The 22,085-nt window shown below is 40.9% G+C and carries 22 protein-coding genes and 1 pseudogene; 11 read left to right on the top strand and 12 right to left on the bottom strand.

All coding sequences use genetic code 11. The features are described from left to right. Positions 1 to 121 precede the first annotated feature (121 nt). From CSQ79_RS21230 to CSQ79_RS21220, 3 genes are all read left to right on the top strand, one after another. The gene (locus CSQ79_RS21230; RefSeq protein WP_099703116.1) at positions 122 to 337 is read left to right on the top strand and encodes a hypothetical protein; all 216 of its coding nucleotides are present in this window, start codon (positions 122 to 124) and stop codon (positions 335 to 337) included. Positions 338 to 378: 41 nt separating this feature from the next. Then, on the top strand, positions 379 to 1,254 hold the full coding sequence (locus CSQ79_RS21225; RefSeq protein ID WP_099703115.1) for a ComEC/Rec2 family competence protein: 876 nt from the start codon (positions 379 to 381) through the stop codon (positions 1,252 to 1,254). 90 nt (positions 1,255 to 1,344) lie between these two features. Further along, positions 1,345 to 1,662, top strand: a complete 318-nt coding sequence (locus CSQ79_RS21220; RefSeq protein ID WP_073551402.1) for an ArsR/SmtB family transcription factor — start codon at positions 1,345 to 1,347, stop codon at positions 1,660 to 1,662. 16 nt (positions 1,663 to 1,678) lie between these two features. Here the strand turns inward: CSQ79_RS21220 and CSQ79_RS21215 are convergent, their stop codons facing one another. Beyond that, complete coding sequence (locus CSQ79_RS21215) at positions 1,679 to 2,287, bottom strand: hypothetical protein (protein WP_099703114.1); 609 nt, start codon at positions 2,285 to 2,287, stop codon at positions 1,679 to 1,681. 130 nt (positions 2,288 to 2,417) lie between these two features. Between CSQ79_RS21215 and CSQ79_RS21210 the strand changes: the two genes are divergently transcribed. Then, complete coding sequence (locus CSQ79_RS21210; RefSeq protein ID WP_099703113.1) at positions 2,418 to 2,846, top strand: hypothetical protein; 429 nt, start codon at positions 2,418 to 2,420, stop codon at positions 2,844 to 2,846. Between the two features lie 14 nt (positions 2,847 to 2,860). Here the strand turns inward: CSQ79_RS21210 and CSQ79_RS21205 are convergent, their stop codons facing one another. From CSQ79_RS21205 to upp, 3 genes are all read right to left on the bottom strand, one after another. Continuing rightward, positions 2,861 to 3,133 (bottom strand): YggT family protein, encoded by a 273-nt coding sequence (locus CSQ79_RS21205; protein ID WP_099703191.1) that lies wholly within the window; start codon positions 3,131 to 3,133, stop codon positions 2,861 to 2,863. Positions 3,134 to 3,269: 136 nt separating this feature from the next. Continuing rightward, positions 3,270 to 3,611, bottom strand: coding sequence for a ssl2009 family thylakoid membrane protein (locus tag CSQ79_RS21200; RefSeq protein ID WP_099703112.1), 342 nt, complete (start codon positions 3,609 to 3,611; stop codon positions 3,270 to 3,272). A 173-nt stretch (positions 3,612 to 3,784) separates the two neighbouring features. Beyond that, on the bottom strand, positions 3,785 to 4,435 hold the full coding sequence (gene upp / locus CSQ79_RS21195; RefSeq protein ID WP_099703111.1) for a uracil phosphoribosyltransferase: 651 nt from the start codon (positions 4,433 to 4,435) through the stop codon (positions 3,785 to 3,787). A 488-nt stretch (positions 4,436 to 4,923) separates the two neighbouring features. Here upp and crtH point away from each other — a divergent pair. Further along, positions 4,924 to 6,452: pseudogene (gene crtH / locus CSQ79_RS21190) on the top strand (carotenoid isomerase). A gap of 5 nt (positions 6,453 to 6,457) precedes the next feature. Here crtH and CSQ79_RS21185 read toward each other — a convergent pair. Together CSQ79_RS21185 and CSQ79_RS21180 are read right to left on the bottom strand one after the other, a co-directional pair. Beyond that, positions 6,458 to 8,188, bottom strand: a complete 1,731-nt coding sequence (locus CSQ79_RS21185; RefSeq protein WP_099703110.1) for a putative bifunctional diguanylate cyclase/phosphodiesterase — start codon at positions 8,186 to 8,188, stop codon at positions 6,458 to 6,460. Between the two features lie 644 nt (positions 8,189 to 8,832). After that, positions 8,833 to 9,768 (bottom strand): cupin-like domain-containing protein, encoded by a 936-nt coding sequence (locus CSQ79_RS21180; RefSeq protein WP_099703109.1) that lies wholly within the window; start codon positions 9,766 to 9,768, stop codon positions 8,833 to 8,835. A gap of 90 nt (positions 9,769 to 9,858) precedes the next feature. Between CSQ79_RS21180 and CSQ79_RS21175 the strand changes: the two genes are divergently transcribed. Continuing rightward, complete coding sequence (locus CSQ79_RS21175; protein ID WP_099703108.1) at positions 9,859 to 11,538, top strand: GH3 auxin-responsive promoter family protein; 1,680 nt, start codon at positions 9,859 to 9,861, stop codon at positions 11,536 to 11,538. A 25-nt stretch (positions 11,539 to 11,563) separates the two neighbouring features. Here CSQ79_RS21175 and CSQ79_RS21170 read toward each other — a convergent pair whose 3' ends face one another. From CSQ79_RS21170 to CSQ79_RS21145, 6 genes are all read right to left on the bottom strand, one after another. Beyond that, entirely contained in the window at positions 11,564 to 12,727 is a 1,164-nt protein-coding gene (locus tag CSQ79_RS21170) for an MFS transporter (protein WP_099703107.1), read from the bottom strand. A gap of 287 nt (positions 12,728 to 13,014) precedes the next feature. Then, positions 13,015 to 13,218: a hypothetical protein gene (locus tag CSQ79_RS28280; protein ID WP_289501399.1), complete on the bottom strand. Its 204-nt coding sequence runs from the start codon at positions 13,216 to 13,218 to the stop codon at positions 13,015 to 13,017. A gap of 158 nt (positions 13,219 to 13,376) precedes the next feature. Further along, positions 13,377 to 15,062, bottom strand: a complete 1,686-nt coding sequence (locus tag CSQ79_RS21160) for an alpha/beta hydrolase family protein (RefSeq protein WP_289501398.1) — start codon at positions 15,060 to 15,062, stop codon at positions 13,377 to 13,379. A gap of 444 nt (positions 15,063 to 15,506) precedes the next feature. Next, positions 15,507 to 16,328 (bottom strand): ABC transporter permease, encoded by an 822-nt coding sequence (locus CSQ79_RS21155; RefSeq protein WP_099703106.1) that lies wholly within the window; start codon positions 16,326 to 16,328, stop codon positions 15,507 to 15,509. After that, positions 16,325 to 17,143: an ABC transporter permease gene (locus CSQ79_RS21150; RefSeq protein WP_099703105.1), complete on the bottom strand. Its 819-nt coding sequence runs from the start codon at positions 17,141 to 17,143 to the stop codon at positions 16,325 to 16,327. Before CSQ79_RS21150 ends, CSQ79_RS21155 begins: the two co-directional genes overlap by 4 nt. After that, positions 17,140 to 18,084 carry an ATP-binding cassette domain-containing protein gene (locus tag CSQ79_RS21145; protein WP_099703104.1) on the bottom strand — a complete coding sequence of 315 codons (945 nt, stop codon included), beginning with the start codon at positions 18,082 to 18,084 and terminating at the stop codon, positions 17,140 to 17,142. Before CSQ79_RS21145 ends, CSQ79_RS21150 begins: the two co-directional genes overlap by 4 nt. Before the next feature lie 278 nt (positions 18,085 to 18,362). Between CSQ79_RS21145 and CSQ79_RS21140 the strand changes: the two genes are divergently transcribed. The 5 genes from CSQ79_RS21140 (at position 18,363) to CSQ79_RS21120 (ending at position 22,082) form a co-directional block, all read left to right on the top strand. Continuing rightward, a complete protein-coding gene (locus CSQ79_RS21140; protein ID WP_289501397.1) occupies positions 18,363 to 19,223 on the top strand; it encodes a DUF4382 domain-containing protein in 861 nt (286 codons plus the stop codon). Between the two features lie 125 nt (positions 19,224 to 19,348). Continuing rightward, positions 19,349 to 19,879: a carboxypeptidase-like regulatory domain-containing protein gene (locus CSQ79_RS21135; protein WP_099703103.1), complete on the top strand. Its 531-nt coding sequence runs from the start codon at positions 19,349 to 19,351 to the stop codon at positions 19,877 to 19,879. Positions 19,880 to 19,921: 42 nt separating this feature from the next. Then, positions 19,922 to 20,560 (top strand): cobalt transporter CbiM, encoded by a 639-nt coding sequence (gene cbiM / locus CSQ79_RS21130; protein ID WP_099703102.1) that lies wholly within the window; start codon positions 19,922 to 19,924, stop codon positions 20,558 to 20,560. Then, on the top strand, positions 20,557 to 21,330 hold the full coding sequence (cbiQ, locus tag CSQ79_RS21125; protein ID WP_099703101.1) for a cobalt ECF transporter T component CbiQ: 774 nt from the start codon (positions 20,557 to 20,559) through the stop codon (positions 21,328 to 21,330). Before cbiM ends, cbiQ begins: the two co-directional genes overlap by 4 nt. Then, positions 21,327 to 22,082: an energy-coupling factor ABC transporter ATP-binding protein gene (locus CSQ79_RS21120; protein WP_099703100.1), complete on the top strand. Its 756-nt coding sequence runs from the start codon at positions 21,327 to 21,329 to the stop codon at positions 22,080 to 22,082. The genes cbiQ and CSQ79_RS21120 overlap by 4 nt, the downstream gene beginning before the upstream one ends. Positions 22,083 to 22,085 lie beyond the last annotated feature (3 nt).

Raw genomic sequence — 22,085 nt, 5'->3', positions numbered from 1 at the left:
TATCTTTGTATCTGCAAAGTCTTGCATATAGATTAGCACCCATGCTAAGGTGTGGCAAGCAGCGATATCCAAGTCAACTGCGCCCTTTGAGCGTATTTAACTTATTCAGATGTACAGATACATGGATGTTGAGTCTAATCACGTTGAGCGTTATTTACAAAATCAGATTGAGAGGTCAACTTCCGTGTGGTATGTTGTCCGTCACCTTCCTAATCTGCAATCCATTGTTGTTGCCAAGTTTTCTTCTCGGACAAAAGCAGAAGCACACTTGCGGTTTCTTAAACAAGCACGACCTACTGCTTCATACACAATTGCGTTTGATTGTGTTTATGAGTGAAATGTCAATTTGTAGCATTTTGTGAGATATATATTAAGACAATGGAAATTAAAATTTTTGATGTTGATCGCGGATTCTGTGCAGTTGTGATTACAGACGATCACCGGACAATACTTCTTGATAGTGGCTATTCGCACACAGGATTTAGACCCTCACAATATATTGTGCAAAAGCATTGCAATTCTCTAGAATGCTTGATTGTTCCTGCTTATACAGAAGAGCATTTATCTGGTTTTGCCGATCTTTTGAATCAGTCTTTAGAACACTGCTTACCAATTCATTTTTATCTTGCAAACCCCTCAGTTGATGCTGAAAAATTTCCAGGATTACAACGTTTAAATCAGCGATTCAAAAATGCTCTTGCCTTTATGTCAGATACACCTCCAGGAGTAGGAAGTACTCAGGTGATGAAAATTGATGATGTCGCCGTTTCATTTTTCTGGAACAATTACTCAGAATTTCAGAATGCTGATAACTTGAGCTTGGTGACTTTTTTGTCCTATCGAGATATTAATATAATTTTTCCAAGTAATCTAAAAACAGCAGGTTGGTTGTCACTTCTCAAGTCGCCTCATTTTTGCGATCGCTTACGACAAGTTAATATTTTTGTAGCAGCTAATCATGGCAAAGAAGATGGTTATTGCCCATCAGTTTTTGATTATTGCAAACCAGAAGTTATTATCGTTTCTAATGAATTGGAACAACCAATTTCACCACGAATGATGCAGCGATATCAAAGTCATGCCCACGGTTCTCCATTAGGAGTTAGTCATAAAAAACTGTTAACCACTTACGATGAAGGAACTATTACTATTACTAAATATCTTGATAGACTGCGACAAGTACAAACTCAGCTTCAAGATCGCAAAAACACAGCTGCTCAATTTTTAGAATTTGAGTATATAAACTTGAATTAAATTAACTCTGTTCAAGTTATAACTTGCGCTTTCAGATGCTAAAATGTTAAGCAAACTGAAAAGCTTTGAAGATACACAGGTATGTAAGTAATGTTTAAGCCCAGTTATTTTAAAGCTGATCTGTTTAAAGTATTATCCAATCCAGTACGAATTCAAATTTTAGATGCTTTAAGACTGGGAGAACAAAGCGTGAATAGCATTGCCCAGTGGGTTCAAGCCGATCCATCCTCAGTATCTCAGCAACTCGCTGTACTGCGCAGTCGCAATTTAGTTACAAGCCGTAAGCAAGGTAACTATGTATTTTACTCTGTACGTGACCCAGCTATTTTTAATATTCTAGATGCTGCACTAGAAGTATTTAACAATCATCTAGTTGATGTACGTGATGCGCTCGAAAAATTAGAGTAAAGTTGCAACGTCAAGTTTATTCTGACATCCAACGCCAATTATAACGGTTCCAGCTGTATATGCCTTGAATTTCGTATTCTGCACCATTGCTTAAGCGAACAATACAGCTTGTTGTGTTATTGCCATCATCGGCTTCCTTAATTTGAAGCACAGTACAACTATACCACTCTCGCTGACAAGGTCCTGTTTCTTGCACCCATTCCCACAAGCCATTTGAGACTTCAATACGATCGCCAACTTTGAGTCTCAAAGCATCTTCTGTCTCATCTGCATATTCGGCAATGTGAACTGGTTTGATGCGATTTAACCATTGCAAGCCGTAGCGATCGCGAATAAACTGCACTTTTCCAGAATCACGGCTCATGAACCAATCATTCAACAGTTGAATTTTCCAATCACGATCTTGCTGTTGCTGTTGTTTAATATATTCCCAAAAACTACGACGTTCTTCTGTAGTGAGTTCCGCAAGTGGATTTGTCGAAGCACTATCTGTATTTTCGAGTGAATGCTGATGTGCGATCGCTTGAATTATAATTTCTTTTTGTTGCTCCGTCAGAGCGCAGCCAGCCTTTTCGCAGTTTTGAAATGCCGCTTGCAGGGTAGCTTCAATCTCCGTAGGGTTCATAGCAAGTTAAGTCCCGATTCTTTATTCTACGATATAAAGTTGAATACAAAACTTCTAAAAATGCTTGTCCCTACAAAAAACTCAGCTTAAGCTGAGGTTGGTAACAATTAATGTTTTTCTATCTTTGTCTATGTATCGCGGTTTTACTGTCATTCTCGTCACTTGCTTTATGGGGCTGATAACTTTTTTATGGAGTCCCCCAGCGTTAGCACTCACCCAAATCAAACTTACTAATGTCAATTATCACGAGTGTCCCCAAGAACTCTCCGAGGGAGCAGTAACAAGTGGGACTACAATGGCAGCAAACTGCTTTATTGTGACTGGTAAAGCTGAAAATGCTTCTAACAAACCAGTATACGATGCTGATATTTTTGGCAGAATTTACGATGCCAACAACGAACCCGTCATGCAAAATCGTACTCGCTTAGGTTCTATTGCTGAATTACCACCAGGTACCAGCGATTTTGAGCTAAGGATTTCTGTACCGGCTAATCAACCTACTCCTTTAAAGTTAAAGCAGTTTAAAGCAGCCGGTTTTAGTGGTCAAGTTCGACGATAAGTTAGATTATTGGTTTAGTAGTAAGCAAAAGCTCCTGGTAAGCCACCGATTAGACCACCTGCTACTTGTAATAGCAAAATAGCCAAGATCGGTGAGATATCGATTCCTCCTAATGGAGGAATGAACGAGCGAAATAGATTTAAATAAGGGTCAGTAATCTGGCTAATTGCCGCAAAAGGTTGCGAATACCAATCAATGTTAGGAAACCAAGTGAGCAGCACCCGAATGATTAAGATGTAGGTGTAAATGGTGATGAATGTAACGAGTGTACTTGTCAGTAAGTAAATGGAACTCATAGATAGGAAGTCAGTTACTAAATTGCATTTAAACCAAGAATGATTTTAATTTAGCCGATATTAACGCTTTTGGGATCTTTAACAAGAAAGATCTGCAAAGTCATTGACATTAACCGCAGGTCGTGTGCTAGGAATCCTGAGACACCGAGCGATCGCTATCTGGTTGATTGCCATTAACTTGTCCTAGTGTCAATCGAACTTCATCAATCGTTTCGTTGAGTTGAGCAATTTTGTCTTCTAAACTGCGCCGTGCAGTTTCAATACTCTGATCCGAGTATGCTGCTTTGAGTGGGCGTCGCTTCAGTCTATTATTGTCGGATGATTTCGAGTTGCGCTTTTCGGGAAGATCGCCTGTTGCTTCATAATTAGTATTTTGGGAAGCTAGTAAAGCTCCGATAACACCACCTACAATCCCTCCAACAATTGTGCCAGTTAAAAAACCACTGGCAAAGCCATCACGTTGATTCATATTAATTACCGCCTTTTGGGAATACACTGTCACCTGGTGCTCAGTTGCTTGTTATTGATTTTCCCCAATTAACAAAATTGTAGACTTTATGAAGTAACTATCGTTATACTCCGGCTGCTTAGTTCATCTTATTCAAATGGTAGGTGATTAAGCTTATTGCCGAGAGCTTAATCTTAAGTACCAAAAGTGCGATCGCCCGCATCTCCTAAACCAGGAACAATAAATCCGTCTTCGTTAACCATTTCATCAATTGTTGCCGTATAAATCACTAAACCTGGATAAGCTCCACCTATTTTTTGTAGTGCTGGAGGAGCGACAACAACTGAAATGATCCGCGTCAAACTCGGATCAACTCCCCGTTTTTCTAATTCTGCTAACGTCATCATAATTGAGCCACCTGTTGCTAACATTGGCTCAGTGATTAAAACTCGTGTCTCTGGCGCGAACCGTTCAGGGAGTTTATTCAGGTAGCAACTTGCTTGTAGTGTTTTTTCGTCGCGGACTAAGCCCAGGTGATAAACTGATGCTAAAGGTAGCAGTGTTTGCGCCCCTTCTAGTAAAGCTAATCCAGCGCGTAAAACAGGAACAACAGCGATCGGTGCTTCAGGATTAACTAAAGTTGCAGGTGCACTCGCCAAAGGCGTGTCTATAGTTACGTCTTGCGTGGGTAGCCAGTCTCTTACTGCTTCATAAGTTAACCAGCGCCCTAATTCTGTCATAGCACTTTTAAAGAGAACTGAAGGCGTAGCAGCATCACGAGCAACGCCTAGCCAATGCTGAATTAATGGGTGGGGTGGAACGTAAACACGCAACTGCAGCGTCATAGTCTCATCAGATTACTGGTCTGCATCATCATACTCTCTTCCAACGCGGCTTGGGAGGTTGTCATGCCATTTTGCTTTCAGGTTGCTACCTATTGGGAACCAGAGGAGAATTGTGATTTGTTGCAACTATTTTTTAAATTGGTGTCAGTCGTTCAACATTAAGTTTATTTTTGGAGACAGGGAGATATTCTTTTTACGTTCCCAAGTTCTGGTGTTCCCAGTCTTTGAGTAACTTTGATTGCCAATTCAACAGAAGAGTTCTTGCAGTTTGTTGAAAATAATTTGCATTAGCTATTGACAAGATTTATCAATCAAGTTTATATTGACATTTAGTGTTCTCCTCTCTTTAAAGATCGGCAGACGGGGTTAGTCAGCAGTAGCAGACTGATCCCTATTTTTTTTATAGGCTCACCCTTTAGTCACTAGTGCTGAGCGATCGCAAGAAGCGTTACACTATATTTCGAGAATTCTTGTAACCTAATATCTTCATGCTTGCTAATTCTTCGCGATCGCATCCAAATGCTCACCTGTGCTTCGACGCCATCATTATAGGTTCTGGTATTGGCGGACTAGTGAGTGCAACTCAGTTAGCAGCAAAAGGTGCCAAGGTTCTCGTTCTTGAGAGCTATACGATTCCTGGCGGTAGTTCAGGATACTTTGAAAGAGAAGGCTATCGCTTTGATGTTGGGGCTTCGATGATTTTTGGCTTTGGGACTCAAGGTACAACTAATCTACTCACAAAAGCTCTAGAAGCGGTTGATGTCAAACTAGAAACAATTGCCGACCCTGTGCAGATTCACTATCATTTGCCCAAGGGCATTGAACTGAAAGTTCACAAAAATTATGAGAAATTCTTGCAAGAGCTAGGAAATATCTTTCCGCATGAGAGGCAAGGAATGCGTCAATTCTATGATGAGTGCTGGAAAGTTTTCAACTGTCTCAACTCGATGGAATTATTATCGCTGGAAGAACCTCGATATTTAACGAGAGTCTTTTTTCAGCATCCTCTTGCTTGCTTAGGATTAGTCAAATATTTACCAAAAAATGTTGGAGACATAGCGCGGCGCTACATTAAAGATCCAGAATTACTCCAATTTATTGACATAGAGTGCTATTGTTGGTCGGTGGTTCCTGCAAATTTAACGCCTATGATCAACGCAGGAATGGTATTTTCCGATCGGCATTATGGCGGAATCAATTACCCCAAAGGTGGTGTAGGTCAAATCGCTCAAAAACTGGTGGCAGGATTAGAAAAAGCAGGTGGAGAAATTCAATACAAAGCACGGGTTAGTAAATTTTACTAGATGGCGATCGCGCCATTGGCGTTGAGTTAGCTTCGGGTAAGACTTACTATGCTAAGCGAATTATCTCTAACGCAACACGCTGGGATACTTTTGAGAAGCTACTTCCCGCATCTGATATGCCAGTAGCAGAACGTAAATGGCAGCAAAGATATCAAAAGTCGCCTAGTTTCTTAAGTTTACATTTAGGTGTGCAAGCTGATGTTTTACCTATCGGTACTGAATGTCATCATATTGTGTTAGAAGATTGGCAAAAAATGGCAGATCCTGAAGGAACGCTCTTCGTTTCCATTCCAACTTTACTCGATCCTGATTTAGCACCTGCTGGTTATCACATTGTTCATGCCTTTACACCGAGTTGGGTAGATGCTTGGCAAGCACTTTCATCAAGTGAGTACGAACAAAAGAAAGAAGCAGCAGCAGGACGTGTTATTGAACGACTAGAAAAAATCTTCCCTGGGTTAGATGCAGGATTAGATTACATGGAGGTAGGCACGCCACGCACTCACCGGCGTTTTCTCAATCGCAATGACGGTACCTATGGCCCCATACCACAACGTAGGTTACGGGGGTTGTTAGGAATGCCCTTTAATCGTACTGCAATTTCTGGTCTTTACTGTGTTGGTGATAGTACCTTTCCTGGACAAGGTTTAAACGCAGTAGCATTTTCAGGATTTGCGTGTGCACATCGGGTAGCAGTAGATTTAGGTTTGTAAGAGCATTAAGTAACGTCAAGTAATGTAATATTATTCAGGGCTTTACCTTCTTCTAGCAGTTGGGTGAAGGTATGAGCAGGGAGTGGACGGCTAAAGTAGTAGCCTTGTATTTCGTCACAACCTTTGTTTTGTAAGTAGGTTAGCTGCTCCTGACTTTCGACACCTTCGGCAATAACACTTAAATTAAGACTATGGGCTAGAGAAATAATTGCATCAACGATCGCGGCATCGTCAGAGTCTACTACTAAGTCACGGACAAAAGACTGATCAATTTTTAGGGTATGAATCGGAAATCGTTTGAGGTAATTTAAAGAGGAATAACCTGTTCCAAAGTCATCAACCGAAAGTACAATTCCCATATTATGCAATTGTTGCATGATATTGATAGATTGTTGGATGTTGTCTATCATCAGGCTTTCAGTTAATTCAAGTTCAAGATAATGTGGATCTAGACCTGTTGTCTCTAAAACTTGATTCACTGTTTGGACAAGGTTTTGTTGCTTGAATTGACGCGCTGATAAATTAACTGCAATTTTCAATGAGGGAAACCCTTGTGCTTGCCATGTCAGGCTTTGGGCGCAAGCTGTACGGAGAACCCATTCACCAATTGGAACAATTAAACCTGTTTCTTCCGCAATGGGAATAAACTTTGCAGGAGAGACTAACCCTCTTGCCGGATTTTGCCAGCGAATGAGAGTTTCAACACCAATTATGCGTCCACTGTGTAGAGAAACTTGGGGTTGGTAGTGTAGTAAAAGTTCACCACGATCCAGTGCATAATATAGTTCATTTTCTAAAGCTAGCCGTTCTTGCAAACTACTGTTGAGATCAGTTGAATAAAAATGATAATTATTTAATTCTTGTCTTTGTGCTTGATGCATTGCTGTATCTGCATACCCGACAAGATGATCGATATTTGTCGTATCACTAGGATAAATCGCGATTCCTACACTAGCACCAGTAGTAATCTCATGATTATCAATCGCGAACGGCTTAGCAACGGTGTCACAAATTTTTTCAGCTAAGTTAACGATATCGTCAACAGTGCGAAAACGAGTTTGCACAATCGCAAATGTGTTGCTACCAACGCGTGCCAAAATGTTGTTGTCATTTATGCAATTAGTAAATCTTTGAGCCGCACTTCTCAATAGCACATCTCCAGCATGATATCCCAAAGTATCATTAATTCTTTTGAGACGATTCAAGCTGAGGAACATCACTGCCAACGTTTGGTGGCTATCGTGGGCTTGCGATACAGCCTGTTGCAGGCGATCGCGAAATAAATCTCGGTTTGGCAAACCTGTTAAATCGTCGTAGCTTGCCATGTAATCAATTACTTGGTCGAGTTTTTTGATTGTGTGGACTGTATCTGCCATGAGAATTCCTGCTTCATCAGTAAATTCCGTGGGCAAGTTTGGCAGTTGTTTGTAAAGTAAGTATTTTCTTAATCCTAGAAAGGTGAGTGATATTGGTGCTAGTAGATTATGCAGTGCATAGAGTGTTAGGGCTGTACCTATCAAAGTAGCTAATAGAGCAATAATGATAATACGCAGCTTCAATTGAAAAGGAAAAGATGTTGTGCTAATAAAATATATGAGTAAACTTAAAAGAGGTATATGAGTGCCTACAAAGGCAACAATCATAATTTTTCCTTTGTAGCTTTTTAGCAGTGAAAAACGCGACAAAAATGAATACAACTGAAGGCTAGGATGACGCAGTTTTGCGATTATACTCATATTTTATTTATTATTTTTTAAATAAAGTGAAAACTCAAAAAAGACAAAATGTTTAATTTATTACCTGAATACGACAGATAATTCATGATACATTTTTTATAAATGAATACTATTCTATTGATATGTGTTTTATAGTCTAAAAAAGATGCGTAGCCTGTATTTTAACTGATGAAAAAGTACAAAAACGCAGTGAAAATACTTAAAAGTTTTGAAATTTACCAAGCTTAAGACTTACCTAACAATTAGTATTATTAAGCTTCATTAGAATTCATGCATGAGCTTAAGGTTATGGCAAAAAGAATTAACCGAGGTTAACTGCACCGATCAGTAACGACTCACTGCTAGCGACACCTACTTTTTGATTGAGATTATTATTTTCTCAGTTGCCAGCAGCTTATTGAGAATAGGTATTGGCGTGATGGTGTACTTGTATATGCTGGTGTTTCCGTATTCCCAGATGACGCCTTGTTCTTCATTGCAACGGTGATACTCTCGATGGCGTTGATGTGCATCAACTGATGCAGCTAGTGTTCCGCCAAACTTGCTAAGACAAACGTCACAATAAAACAAGCGACTGCGACGGAAATAGTGAATAGGTTCATAAGTTTCGATTCCTCACGCAATTTGACAAACTTTATCGAACTTTACAATCTATGGAGAATCTTACTAAGTTTTTGTTTTCTATCACTGCCGGAAAGTGCGATCGCAAAACTCATACACATATGTGGTAATGCAAAAATGTGCCCGCAAACTGCACGCCATCGATTCCACGATCGTATTACTCGTGATGTAGGATAGACACGCCAAAATCGATTGACCGAACACACCATATCATCGCCTAATGCCGTGACATCATGCCACCAGCACATAGGAATATATAGCGTTTCACCTTGCTTAAGGATAACTTCATATCTATGCTGAAGTGCAATTTTAAAGCGGGGAAATAATTCAAAATCTGGTTGTGCGAGTGAGACGCGACTGAACCAAGAACGTAACTTTAAACCGTAGCGTATATGATTATAAACAGGAAAAGGATAGAGATTATATGTCTGAGAAGGAGGAAACAACACGACTCTTTTCTCACCATACATCTGCATCAGTGTACCGTCTACAGAGTCATAGTGTAAACCTGATATGTGTCCCCCAGGTCCCATATATAAATTAAAATCAGTCGCGGGCTTGGTTAAACCGAGTTGATTGCCAATAACTTTTAATGCAGGTGTCTGTGCCAGAATAGTATCTTTTAAAGAACATTTACCTAAGTAAATGTCGTTTTCATGCGCAGTGCGATCGCGTAACAATTCGGCATACTCGATAAACGGCATACTTTGCAAAGCCACTCCACTACCAATATTTTTCCAATTCCGCTTATCTTGCTGATACCTGGAACTGCCGTAATTCCTAAACAAAAATGTTTGCTTGCCTAATTTTTCGCATAGATAGTCTAAATTCCAATCAATCGTGGTTAATAAACCAGTGATAACAACTGGCGTGCCTGTTTTCTGATACTTTTCGATAAAGATATCTGGTGTTATCTCAGTAATATCAACGCTTGCTATGGAATCAAGTGCTTTGACCATTTGCCAAATTCATAACTTATTTATTTTTTACTCTATAATGCCAAAACCGTAGTTGATCGATAGTTGCTTTTTATTAAGGTGTGTTCTTATATGTCAAACTTTGTCCAAAAAGCCTTGTTATATGCTACTCAACAGCGAAAAAATATCTTTATTAAGAAAACTCGCAACGCTTTAAGTTCGCAAGAGCAATTCTTAATTAATCTTTTACATTTTCATAAAAATACTGAGTTAGGACAAGAGTATTTGTTCAACAACATTACTACTATCGAGCAGTTTCAACAGCGGATTCCGATTTGGGAATATAGTAACTACGAACCTTATATCCAGCGCATGGCACAAGGTGAAAGGAATATTTTAACACCTGATCCTGTCGTGTATTTTAATACGACAAGTGGTTCAACCGGAAAGCAAAAATTAATTCCGGTTACACAACACTTTCAAAGTACATTAAGACGAGCTAATTTAACAAGTATTGGGTTTCTTGATACAGCGCTGCGATCGCGTAGTTTAAAGTTTGGCAAATTATTAGTGACTAACACAGCAAACATTACTGGGCGCACTACAAGTGGAATTGCATATGGTCCTGGAGGTACAGGAGTGATGCGAATGAATAAAATGTTGTATCAACAGTTATTTGCGCATCCATATACACTACTTGAAGTTTCTGATAGCATGAGCCGACATTACCTCTGTTTGCTATTTGCGTTAAGAGATGCATCAATGCGAGGAATCATTGCTAACTTTCCCATGCTTGTTTTACGTACTTGTCAGTATTTAGAACGCTATGCTGAAGATTTAATTCAAGATTTAGAATTTGGAGAAATTGCCAGTTGGTTAAAATTAGAACCCGAAATCCGTAATGCTTTAGAAAAGCAGTTTTTTGCTGCACCAAGCCGTGCCGCTCAACTTAATTCAATATTAAAAACTAATGGTAAACTTACTCCAAAACTTGCTTGGTCTAACTTATCTTTTATTGCAACAGCACGCGGAGGAACATCAAATTTTTACTTTGAAAGATTTCCTGATCACTTAGAAGATACTCCTGTATTTGGTGCAGTCTATGCTTCAGCCGAAGGGACATTTAGTATTTATTCTGATCTCAATACAGATGGTAGTATTTTAGCGCTTGAAAGCGGTTTTTTTGAATTTGTTCCTCAAGATCAGTGGGAAGAAGCACAGCCTAAAACATTGCTGGCTACAGAAGTAAAAGTAGGTGAATTTTACCGCATACTAATGACAAACTATAGTGGTTTGTACCGCTATGACAATGGGGACGTTATAGAAGTTGTAGGTTTTTATAACAAAACTCCTTTAATTACTTTTCGATATCGTCGGGGAGGTTTACTGTCTTCTACTACCGAGAAAACCACTGAGTCTCATGCAACGCAAGTCATGCAAGCTTTACAACAAGAATTTGGTGTAGCCTTAGAGGACTTTTGTATTACTTTAACTGAAAATGACTTTCCAGCACATTATTTAGTCAATATTGAATTGATCAGCGATCGCCCACTGAGTAACCCACAAGCATTTTTAGCAAGATTTGACCAAAAGCTACAAGAAATTAATGTGTACTATGGTGCGAAGCGTCAAGATCAAGTACCACCACCGCGATTACGTATTTTAGTGCCTGGGAGTTTCGCGATTATTCGTCAACGTCAATTACAAAAAGGCATTCCCGATTCTCAATTGAAATTTCCCCACATCAGCGAAGACCGCAACTTTCTTTCAGGACTCGTCGTAGAACAGGAAGTTAGACTACCAGAGGATTAGAAAGTAAAAAGAATAAAACTAACCATCATCTTGTGGTAATTCTGCCATCATTACTAAACCAAATAAGTGGGATTGCGATCGCGGCAGATAAACTTGCGGCAGTGTAAAATACAGATGGTAATCCACTGCTGTCTAACACAGGACTCAGAAGAATCGGAGAAAAGAATTGTCCTAAAAAGCCTGCACCTGTTCCTAATGCTAAGATACTCGAACGCAGGTTTACGGGTGCAACATCTGCTAAAGCACTGTAAAGACTAGGTAAGACAATCCCGAATCCTGCCCCAAAAATTCCTGCCATGAATAAAATCAAGTAAAGTTGTTTTAGTAGCGGCAGCGTAGCTAATGTTACAGCCATCAGCGCAAAACCTACCGCGGTAGCCCGTGCTGTACCTAAAGATTGTAACAAGCGTTTAGCGGCGAATGCAGAGACAATTGCAGCTCCAATAGCTCGTGCTGCCAGAATAATACCATTAAGTGCTGCACCAGCATTCATAGTTGCTTTGAAGTAAAGTGGTGCATAAATCACAACGGTATACATAACAATTGATGCCACACCGAGAGTTAGCAGCAGCCCTATAACGCGGCGATCGCCTAAAACGCGACCAAGTTTGTTGCTAGCTATTTGATTTACTTTCGTTGGTTGTGTCTGTTGACGCAACATGACCACGACAACGACTGCTAAAGGAATTCCAAGACTGTATAGCCCAAAAGTAAAGCGCCAGTTAATATTACCTAGCCAGCCTCCGAGTAGCGGAAATAGAATTCCAGCAATTGTTAAGGTAGTTGTTGCGTAAGCTAACGCCTGCGATCGCTTTTGTCCTTCATACATCTTGCCAAGCAAACCAAGACTAGCGGCAGCAATTCCTCCGCTGGCAACACCAAGTAAGGCTCGACTCACTAATAACGGTAAGATAGTCTGTATGACTGCGCCTACTGTACCAAAGAGCGCGTATAGTAATAGTGAAGGAACTAACACCCACAATGGACCAACCTTGTCTGCCAAAATACCCAGCAAAGGGCTAGATAGTGCGATCGTTAAGCAATGTATACTTACTAGGTGTGCTGCGACACTGGGGTCAAAGTGCAACTGCTGGATCATTTCTGGCAGAACAGGTGCGATGACTCCTCCTGTCATTGTTGTCAATGAACCAGCAAGCAACAGCACTATGAGTTTGGGGTCACGTAACATTAATTAAATATCAGCATCTTTAGTCACTATAAGCTAAATAGATATAACCTGCGCTAGATGCTTGACGAATCAACTTACGCATTTACATTCTAGTTTAGTTGCTATAAATCCGATTCAGCCTCTGCAATGAGTGTCCACGGTGGATAACGTTGACCTCATCAAGGTCTCGCCATATCTGCGCTACAGCTTCATTAAGAGAGGTGTGTGGAATCGTTGCGCTAATCCCCGTTTACTAATACGTCTAGCCCACCGTGGTACGAGAGTACTTCGGCAACCAAAAGACGAACTTAGTTTTGATCAGCAAGATCAGCCTGGGAATAAGATGCACCAAGATATGCTTTCGCCAGCGCTTGACCAATCATTACTGAAGACTTGGAATGAAAAGCAATAATAAAGCCGTCCTCGGCAAGTCGCTTTGCGCTCGCCATCCCTACCAGATGTCGAACCAGTGACGAGAGCAACTCTCTTCTATCTTCGGTCACAACATTCACTCATAGATTTTCCTTTAATGTAAGAGAGTTTTTACACTCGACATAATTACTATGGTCATATTCTGCCTAACTGATCGCGATTGCTTTCCCGCAGATAACCTTTGCATTTCAACCCGTATATTGAGGCGTTCCGGTGCAGCCCGTTTGTTATGCTACCGTTACAAATGAGATTCAATTAGCACCTCTGGATAATCAGGCGAAATCCTTTCGAGCAGAGATTCATCTTTACCCAAAAGATACTTGTTGAAAAATGCTAGTGTGTATGCATTGATAATCTGAGTTGCTCGTTTAGGTTCAATTGAACCAATTGCTTGAGTTATCTGGGATTTTTCTTGAGTGGTTGAATGTGCTGAGAAAGCAGGCAAAATTAATCCAAAATCCATAAACGTCGTGTGTTTAGTGCCTTTTATCATTAATCTGTAAGCGTTCGCTCCTAGGCGTTGATAAAATGTCTGCAACGCCTCATCTGCTCCATCATGAGACATCACCATCAAAGGACAATTCAAACTGTCTTTATTTCCACTACTGTAGAAACTACCATAACTACCCCCATCCATATTAATTCCTGCTTTTAAGCGGCGATCGCGCCTCATTGCTTCAGTTGCAGTATCACCACCTAGCGAGTGCCCAAAAATTCCAATTTGATCTAGATCTAAACGTTTCGTTAGGAGTTCTTGAGGATCTTTAGTATTAATGCGTTCTAATTGATTCAATACAAAGTTGATATCTTCTGCGCGAATTTCAACAGCCTGATTAAAGACTTGTTGTTCGGTTTCGCTGTTAGCAGATGAAAAATTAAACACTGAAGATTGAGTAATTACTTGCCCATCTGGAAACAAAACTGGTGCTTCATAAGTAGGATTAATTGCTACAACAACATAACCATGACTAGCAAGTTCCTCAAATTGCCTTGTGTAGAATTTAGGTGTCGCTCCAAAACCAGGTGAGAAAATCACAACAGGATAGCGCGAAGTCTCAGCAAGCTTTGCCTTTAGTACAGCATTTGTCTGAATAGTCTGAGTAACAACCTGAACAAATTGTTCAGATGATACACCAAAGCTAGATCCCATCCCTTCGGCAGTAGCTAATGCAAAGTCTTCATCGATATATGGGGCTGTTGTTGCTTCTCGATCCGTTCTGGCAGGATACCAAACATAGACAACTAATTCACGGCGATCAGTTGGTCTTGGAGTTGTAGCCAAAGATTGGGCTTGCAAATCGTAAATCTCAGCACGATAAATTTCTCGACGAGAGTCGTCAACCCAATGGTAAATTGTTGTGCCTACCTGGTACTGACCGCTGGGAGCAGGTAACTGAAAGGTGAATGCCTGACTCGTTGATTTCAACTTGGTACATCGTTCATCTGAAAAAGCAGACCAACTCCGATCCTTTCCCATCTTTTCCCACAAAGCGCGAAACTCTGTGTCATTGTCTCTAGTGATGGTTTGTCTAACTTTTAACTCTCCAGTCAGTTGGTTTGCGGAACCGAAAAACCTTAACTTGTTTGATTCCCACCCACTACTTTCAACTTTTACAAAAGTGCCATCTCCTGTAAAGGCGTATCGTTCAATTTTGTTATTGACCAGTCGCCAAAAATCGTTGGAAACTTTGTTTTGCCCTACTTGAACAAAACCAACTAGCCATAAGCTGTTCAGACCCTCCGCAACTGACCAACGAAAAACGTTATTTGGAGAGCCTTGAATTCTACATTCCCAACTACCTTTGAAAAATGCGACTTCACTTAAGTTAGCTTTTGAAGGGGTATTGCTAGCCTGACTTATATTGATAAGAGTAAATGTTAATACTAAAAATACCACTAACAAGAAAAAACGTATGGCTTTCACAGTTTACTTGTCCCTCTTATAAACAAAATGTTTCTTATATTACTGGTTTAGCTATATTATTAGTTGTAGCTGAACCACCATCTTGACTGGGCTGATAATATTTTTCTCTAACTTAAATACTAATAAATAACTTCTAAACTACTGTCCTATTAATAAAAAAGCTGCATAATAACATCCTGATTAAGAGTTTTAAGTTGCAGTTTGAAGTGCGATTGCTTTTATATAATTATTTTCTAGTTTCCTGAAAACTCATAAAAATAATCGGAATTATCTAATCCATACTTTCTCCCAATTCGCTAGCCTTGCGGCTAAACATTCAGTATGTTGACATTCTGCTATTGCTATCTCTTCAGGAGTTCGGTAGCGTGTACCTTGCGCGTTATACCAATATAAAATCTCTGGGGAGAAACTACTAAATATATTACTTTTGTGCCCTTTGGTAATTCATACATTTCGGCGTTGATAGGCGCGAATTGCCAAGGTGCTAAATATGACTGTAATTGCAACACTCCATAGTAAAGTTTCAAGGACAAAACGTATTGTAGATCCACCTATTGCTAAACCTCGCAACGCTTGTGCAGCAGCTGAGACGGGGTTAATGGCAACAAAACCTTGCAACCATTCAGGAAAGCCTTCTAGCGGTACTAAGCCAATACTAAGAAAAGTCAGTGGTAGTAACCACGGTGTCATTGAAACTTGTACCGATTCAGCAGCTTTGGCTTTCACAGCAAAAAAGACTGCAATCCAAGAAAATGCTGAGGCAAAGATGACTGGTAAGAGTAAAAACGTGATGATAGAAAGGATACCAGTTTGAAAACGAAAGCCAATGAAGTAACCAACAAGAGTAATGATGATAACTTGGGCTAATAAGCGCCCTGCACCACCCAAAATTCTCCCAGCGAGTAATGCAGAACGGGCGATCGGGAGTGTTCGTAGTCTTGTATCCATACCACTATCAAGATCGTTATATAGCGCCGTGCCAATACTAGTGGTACTAAATAGTAATCCTTGAACGATGCTCAAGGGAACAAGAAACTGGGCATAGTCAGCATAACTTCCCTGTGGGACGACAACTCTGGCAAAGCTAGCTGTGAAAATGAGCATTAAAAAGACTGGAAACCCTGTTGCACCCACTATAACTGCGGGGTTTCTGATATCGAGTAACAAGTTGCGTTGCGTAATTAGGGCAATGTCATTAAGCGTACGGGTGATTCCACCCTCGCGGCGTTTTGCGACTAGGTTAGATGCAGTAGAAGATTTTGTCATGACACCCGTTGGTAAAGTCGAACTGCAATTAAACCAAAGGCTACAAGCAGCCCAATTAGCCACACAAGTGACCAAAATAAGGGAACAAGTAATTCAGTGCCATTCACTAAGGCACGCAGTGCAGCTGCAGTGTAGCTCACAGGTTGTACTTGGACAATTGGTTGCAGCCACTGGGGAAAATTTTCTGCCGGACTAAAACCTGTACTCAATAGTAGTAAAGGTGCATAAGGAACAATTAGCAGTGAGTTTACTAAATCTGGTTGACGTAAAACTAAAGCAAAAACCGCATAACCCGCTACAGCAGTTGTTGTAAAGAGTAATGTTAATGCTAAATAGCCAAGAACAGCGATAAAAGTTTGAAAGCGAAAGCCATATAAATGCGCAAAAGTCAATAAAATGATCGTGGCAGCGATCGCCCGCACCAAATATGCCAGAATCAACCCTCCAAGTACTGCAGCCCGTGAAATTGGCATCGCCCGACAGCGCTGAAGCATTCCTGTTTTGATATCTTTAGCTAAAGTCACTGCTGAACCCATAGCCGTAAAAAACATGGCTTGCAACGTAATAATCGGGACAAGATACTGGACGTAATCAATTCCTTGGAAACTCATCAATCGCTCAAACGCAAGCAAAAAACCGCTGAAAAATAAAATAGGAAAAAGTAATACTGAAACAATAACCGCAGGGGTACGACTGAGACGAATTAGGTTACGCCAAGCAATGAGTAAACTATCACTAATTGCCCGATTTATGCCCGATTCATGCCGCAGTTTTACCAATGATTGTGCTTTAGAGCGGAAATCAGCACTATTCACGATCCTTCATCTCCTGTTGCATGACCTGTTAAGGCAAAAAAGACATCATCTAAACTCGGACGACGCAGTGAAATGTCGGCTAACACAATTCCAGTAGCACTGACTCGTTGCACAATTTCTGATAATGTTGCTACTCCATCGGGTGCGGGAAGCGTTAAAGTTGACCCTCTACCTTGAAGCTCTCCAAGATCTACAAGTAATTGTCTGACTTGCATTTCATCTTTGGGATCTGCTAATTCCAACTCACAAAACGTTCCGCCAACGCGATCTTTCAAGTCGTCAGCAGTTCCTTCAGCAATGACTGTTCCTCTGTCAATCACAACAATGCGGTTAGCTAATTCATCCGCTTCTTCGAGATACTGCGTTGTTAACAAAATAGTGATTCCGCGTGCTTGCAAGGCGCGTACCATTTCCCACAACTGACGGCGACTGCGGGGATCGAGTCCTGTTGTTGGTTCGTCCAGAAATAAAACCAACGGTTCTGCTACTATACTCGCAGCGAGATCGAGGCGTCTACGCATCCCACCAGAGAATTCTTTCACGCGACGCTTACTGGCTTCAGTTAAGTCAAATTGCTCTAACAGTTCAGTTGTGCGATGCGCTGCTTGTCTTGCTGAAAGCCGCAAAAGTCTGCCAAATAAAATGAGATTTTCTCTTGCAGTAAGTTCTTCATCCACAGCTGCAAATTGACCTGTGACTCCAATCAAGGCGCGAACTGCAGCCGGTTGCTTCACTACATCATACCCAGCGATCGCAGCCCATCCTGCATCTGGTTTGAGTAATGTTGTTAAACAGTTGATTGTTGTGGTTTTACCTGCACCATTCGGACCAAGCACACCCAACACTGAGCCAGCAGGAACTGCTAAATCAATACCACGCAGCGCCACCATGTTGCCAAAGCGCTTTTTCAGTCCTTTGGCTTGTACCATTATGTCCGTCATCAATTTCTGAAAAGTAAGTAGGTGAAAATAAACGTAATATAAAAAAGTTTTGAGTTTTGAATTTTGAATTTTGAATTAAAAAATTTTCTTAACTCATAACTCATAACTCAACACTCTTAATGAGTAACTCTCTATTACCCATTACCTAACCTTAAAAGGCGTACTTTCTCATTATGCTTCATTGATAGATGCCCCTAGAGGGCATTGCAAATCTTCTGGAAAACTTATGTGATGAAGTATTAAGGGACAAATTGTGTAAAGTTTATCAAAAAATAGCAATGAGGACACAGCTGTTGAGTTTAGCAGGGTTAATTTTTTTAGCCCCAGGAATAATAATTGGTTGCTCTGTGGATCAAACTCCAGGCGAACCTCAAGCACAAGAACAGTCACAACCGCAAGCAGCAGCAGGAACGCTTCAAGTTCGTGCTAATGGCGAAGAAAGAGCAAGAGAAGGCTTGGTGAGTAGCGATGGCTGGAGAATAACTTTTAATAATTTGTACGCCAACTTAGCAGATGTTACTGCTTATCAAAGTGAGCCTGCATTTAATCCAGAACAGGGAGGAGAAATTCAAGCCGAAGAAAAAGTCGTAGTGCTTGACCAAGTTCAAACTGTAGATTTAGCGCAGTCGGGTGACGGACAAGATTCCGTTTTAGTTGCTGAAGCATCAAATGTACCTCCTGGTCAATATAATGCACTTTCGTGGCGCATGGTTCCAGCAACCGAAGGTCCAGCACAAGGACAAACAATGGTCATGAGTGGTACAGCCGAGAAAGAAGGGCAGACAATTAACTTTGTCCTTAATATTGATCGAGAGTTTGAATATGTTTGTGGAGAGTACGTCGGTGACGAACGTAAAGGAATTGTCCAAGCAGGCGACACTGCAGATTTAGAAGCAACTTTTCACTTAGACCACTTGTTTGGTGATGGCGAAAAAAGTGCAGACGATCCGATTAATCAAGGGGCGCTGGGTTTTGAACCTCTAGCTGCTTTGGCACAAAATGGGAACTTACAAATAAGTACCAGTGAGTTGCAGTCACAATCCCCACAGACTTACCAGCAACTTCAAGAGATTCTGCCATCAATAGGACACGTTGGCGAAGGTCACTGTCGAGAAGCTAACACCCAAACCGTTGGTTAAAATCTATCTTTTGTCCTGATGGTGTAACGCATACAAGGGAGAGCTTTTTCTCCCGCGTTGCTGAATTAATCAATTAATTACCTTAGTAGCTATTAATACAAATTAGACAAATTTAGAACAGAATTATGAATTCTCAGTGGAAAATAATCTTCCCATTTGTTGTTATTTCAGTTTTTGGCGCATCAACTAGAGCGATCGCCCATGGTGTCAGAATGCAAGCTAGAGAAACCCAAGCAATTGAGGTCAATGCTGAATACGATAATGGCGACCCAATGGTCAACGCTCAAGTTACAGTATATGCTCCTAATGACCCTGCTACTCCTTGGCTAGAAGGAACAACCGACAACAATGGCAACTTTGTCTTTACACCAGATGCCTCACAGTCGGGCAATTGGTCAGTACAAGTACGCCAGGCAGGTCACGGTAGTATTGTCAATGTTCCCATAGAAGGTAATCAAGCGCAAGCTGGAGGAGACAGTGCAACACCTGAAAGTAGCACTTCTCGTGTCATGAATACTGGAGCAGCTAACTTCACCCCACTGCAAATCATATTAATGGGAGCCGCAGGTGTCTGGGGATTCATTGGTACAGCATTATTCTTTATGCGGGGTAATAAAACCAATTCTGAACTGCGACGTTCTGAGTCGCAAAGATAAAGCTCGTAAGACTTTAGATATTAATCTTCTAGCTACAAAGTAATGCATATTCCTGACGGTATTCTTCCAGCTTCGATTATTGTTGCAGGCTACGCTACCACTGGCGGGGTAACTTGGTACTCATTGCGTCAAATCAAGCGCGATAAAAATCCTCAAGAAAATATTCCTAAAGCATCGTTGCTAACAGCTGCCTTTTTCGTAGCCTCTTGGATTCATATTCCAGTACCGCCAGTGAGTGTTCATTTGATTCTGAATGGACTGTTGGGAACTATTTTAGGATATTATGCCTTGCCTGCAATTCTCATCGGTTTATTTTTTCAAGCAGTGATGTTTCAGCATGGAGGTTTGTCAACACTGGGAGTCAACGCCACAATGTTTGGTATTCCAGCAATTGTGGCTTACCACTTGTTTCAATTGCGTCATAAAGTTGGTAAGAATAACCGCGTGTGGACAGGAGTATTTGCATTTCTAGCTGGTGCTGGTGGGCTGGGGGTGTCGGTAGTCATATTTTTCTTTTTGATAGTTACGAATATTCCCGCAAATATTGATGCAGCCGTGGAACGAAATGTCATTTACGGACTCGTGCTAGCACATATCCCGCTTATGTTCATTGAAGGTGCATTTACCGCAGCTGTAGCTTTGTTTCTGATGCGAGTTAAGCCGGAACTATTGAAACCATGACACATGGATTAGATGCTTATGCTTATCTGAAGTCTCCAATTCATCGTTGGGAACCCCGATGCAAGCTGATTGCGCTTTTGGCTTTGATCTTTGCCTTTGCTTTTGTACAGCAGTTAATTTTGCTACCGGCGATGGTGTTAGTAACTCTAAGTTATTATGCTATCTCGCGTCTACCAGGAGCTTTTTTATTAAAGCGGTTGCGTTACCCTGGTTTTTTTTTGGCAGCGATCGCCGTTTTACTACCCTTTAATGTTGGTAACATTGTCATCTGGCAACTAGGTTTTTTAGCACTGCGACAAGAAGGATTATTAGCGTTAATATTGATTGTTACTAGATTTTTATGTATTTTGACCGTTGGATTGATTTTATTTGGTACTGCCCCATTTTTGACAAGTATCAAAGCAATGCGATCGCTTGGACTACCATCAGTTTTAGCTGATATGATGCTGCTGTCGTATCGCTACATCGAACAATTTGGCGAAGATTTGGCAAGAATGCAGACAGCAATGCGCTTGCGGGGGTTCCGTGCTAACAAATTTAGTCGCCGTAACTTGACGGTTTTGGCATCTCTCGCTGGTAGCTTATTGGTGCGGAGTTACGAACAGTCTCAGCAAGTTTATCAAGCAATGATTTTGCGCGGGTATGGTTGCGTTCCTTCCCGCCGTCATCAACTGTTCAAAATTCATGCTAGCGATTTAATTGGACTACTGGTAACTTGTGTTGTTGCATTAGGGTTTGTCGTAGCAGAAATTATTTTAACAAACGCATGAAGCAGCAAGCACCAGTGTCATACTCCGAACAAGCGACAGCAGCAATCGCAATTCAAAATCTCACTTTTTCTTATTCAGAGTTGAATGTTTTACAAAGTATCAACGCAACTATCCACGTAGGCGAAAGAGTTGGTTTGATAGGACCTAACGGTTCTGGTAAGACGACATTATTTCTCTTAACTTGTGGCATATTAAAGCCCGCAGATGGAGAAATCCTATTATTTAATAAACCAATTGTTGTGGGAGAGTTTCGTCCTGAAATCGGTTTAGTATTTCAAAATCCCAACGACCAATTATTTTTGCCCTTAGTTCGCGACGATATTGCGTTTGGTCCAGAAAATATGGGGTTGTCTGCAGCTGAAGTAGAAGAGTGCGTACAAGAAGCTTTATCTCTAACTGGTATACAGAATTTAGTTGAGCGAGTTCCGCATAACCTCTCTGGTGGTGAGAAGTGTATGGTGGCTATTGCGGGAGTTCTCGCGATGCGTCCTCAACTAGTTCTATATGATGAGCCTTCTGCTAACTTGGATATGCGTTCTCGGCGTCGTTTAATTCAGTTTCTCCAGCAGTCGCAACAGACAATGATGATTTCTTCACACGACTTAGAACTAATTTTAGAAGTGTGCGATCGCGTGCTACTTCTCGATCAAGGTCAAATCATTGCTGATGGCGATCCTTGCGACGTTATGGGCAATCAGTTATTAATGGAAGCACACGGTTTAGAAAAGCCTTTTTCGCTGACAACCCATTAGTAG

This window comes from Gloeocapsopsis sp. IPPAS B-1203 (assembly GCF_002749975.1).
GTDB lineage: Bacteria > Cyanobacteriota > Cyanobacteriia > Cyanobacteriales > Chroococcidiopsidaceae > Gloeocapsopsis.
The sequence above is the reverse complement of the archived record's forward strand: the minus strand, read 5'-3'. Positions and strand labels throughout refer to the sequence as shown.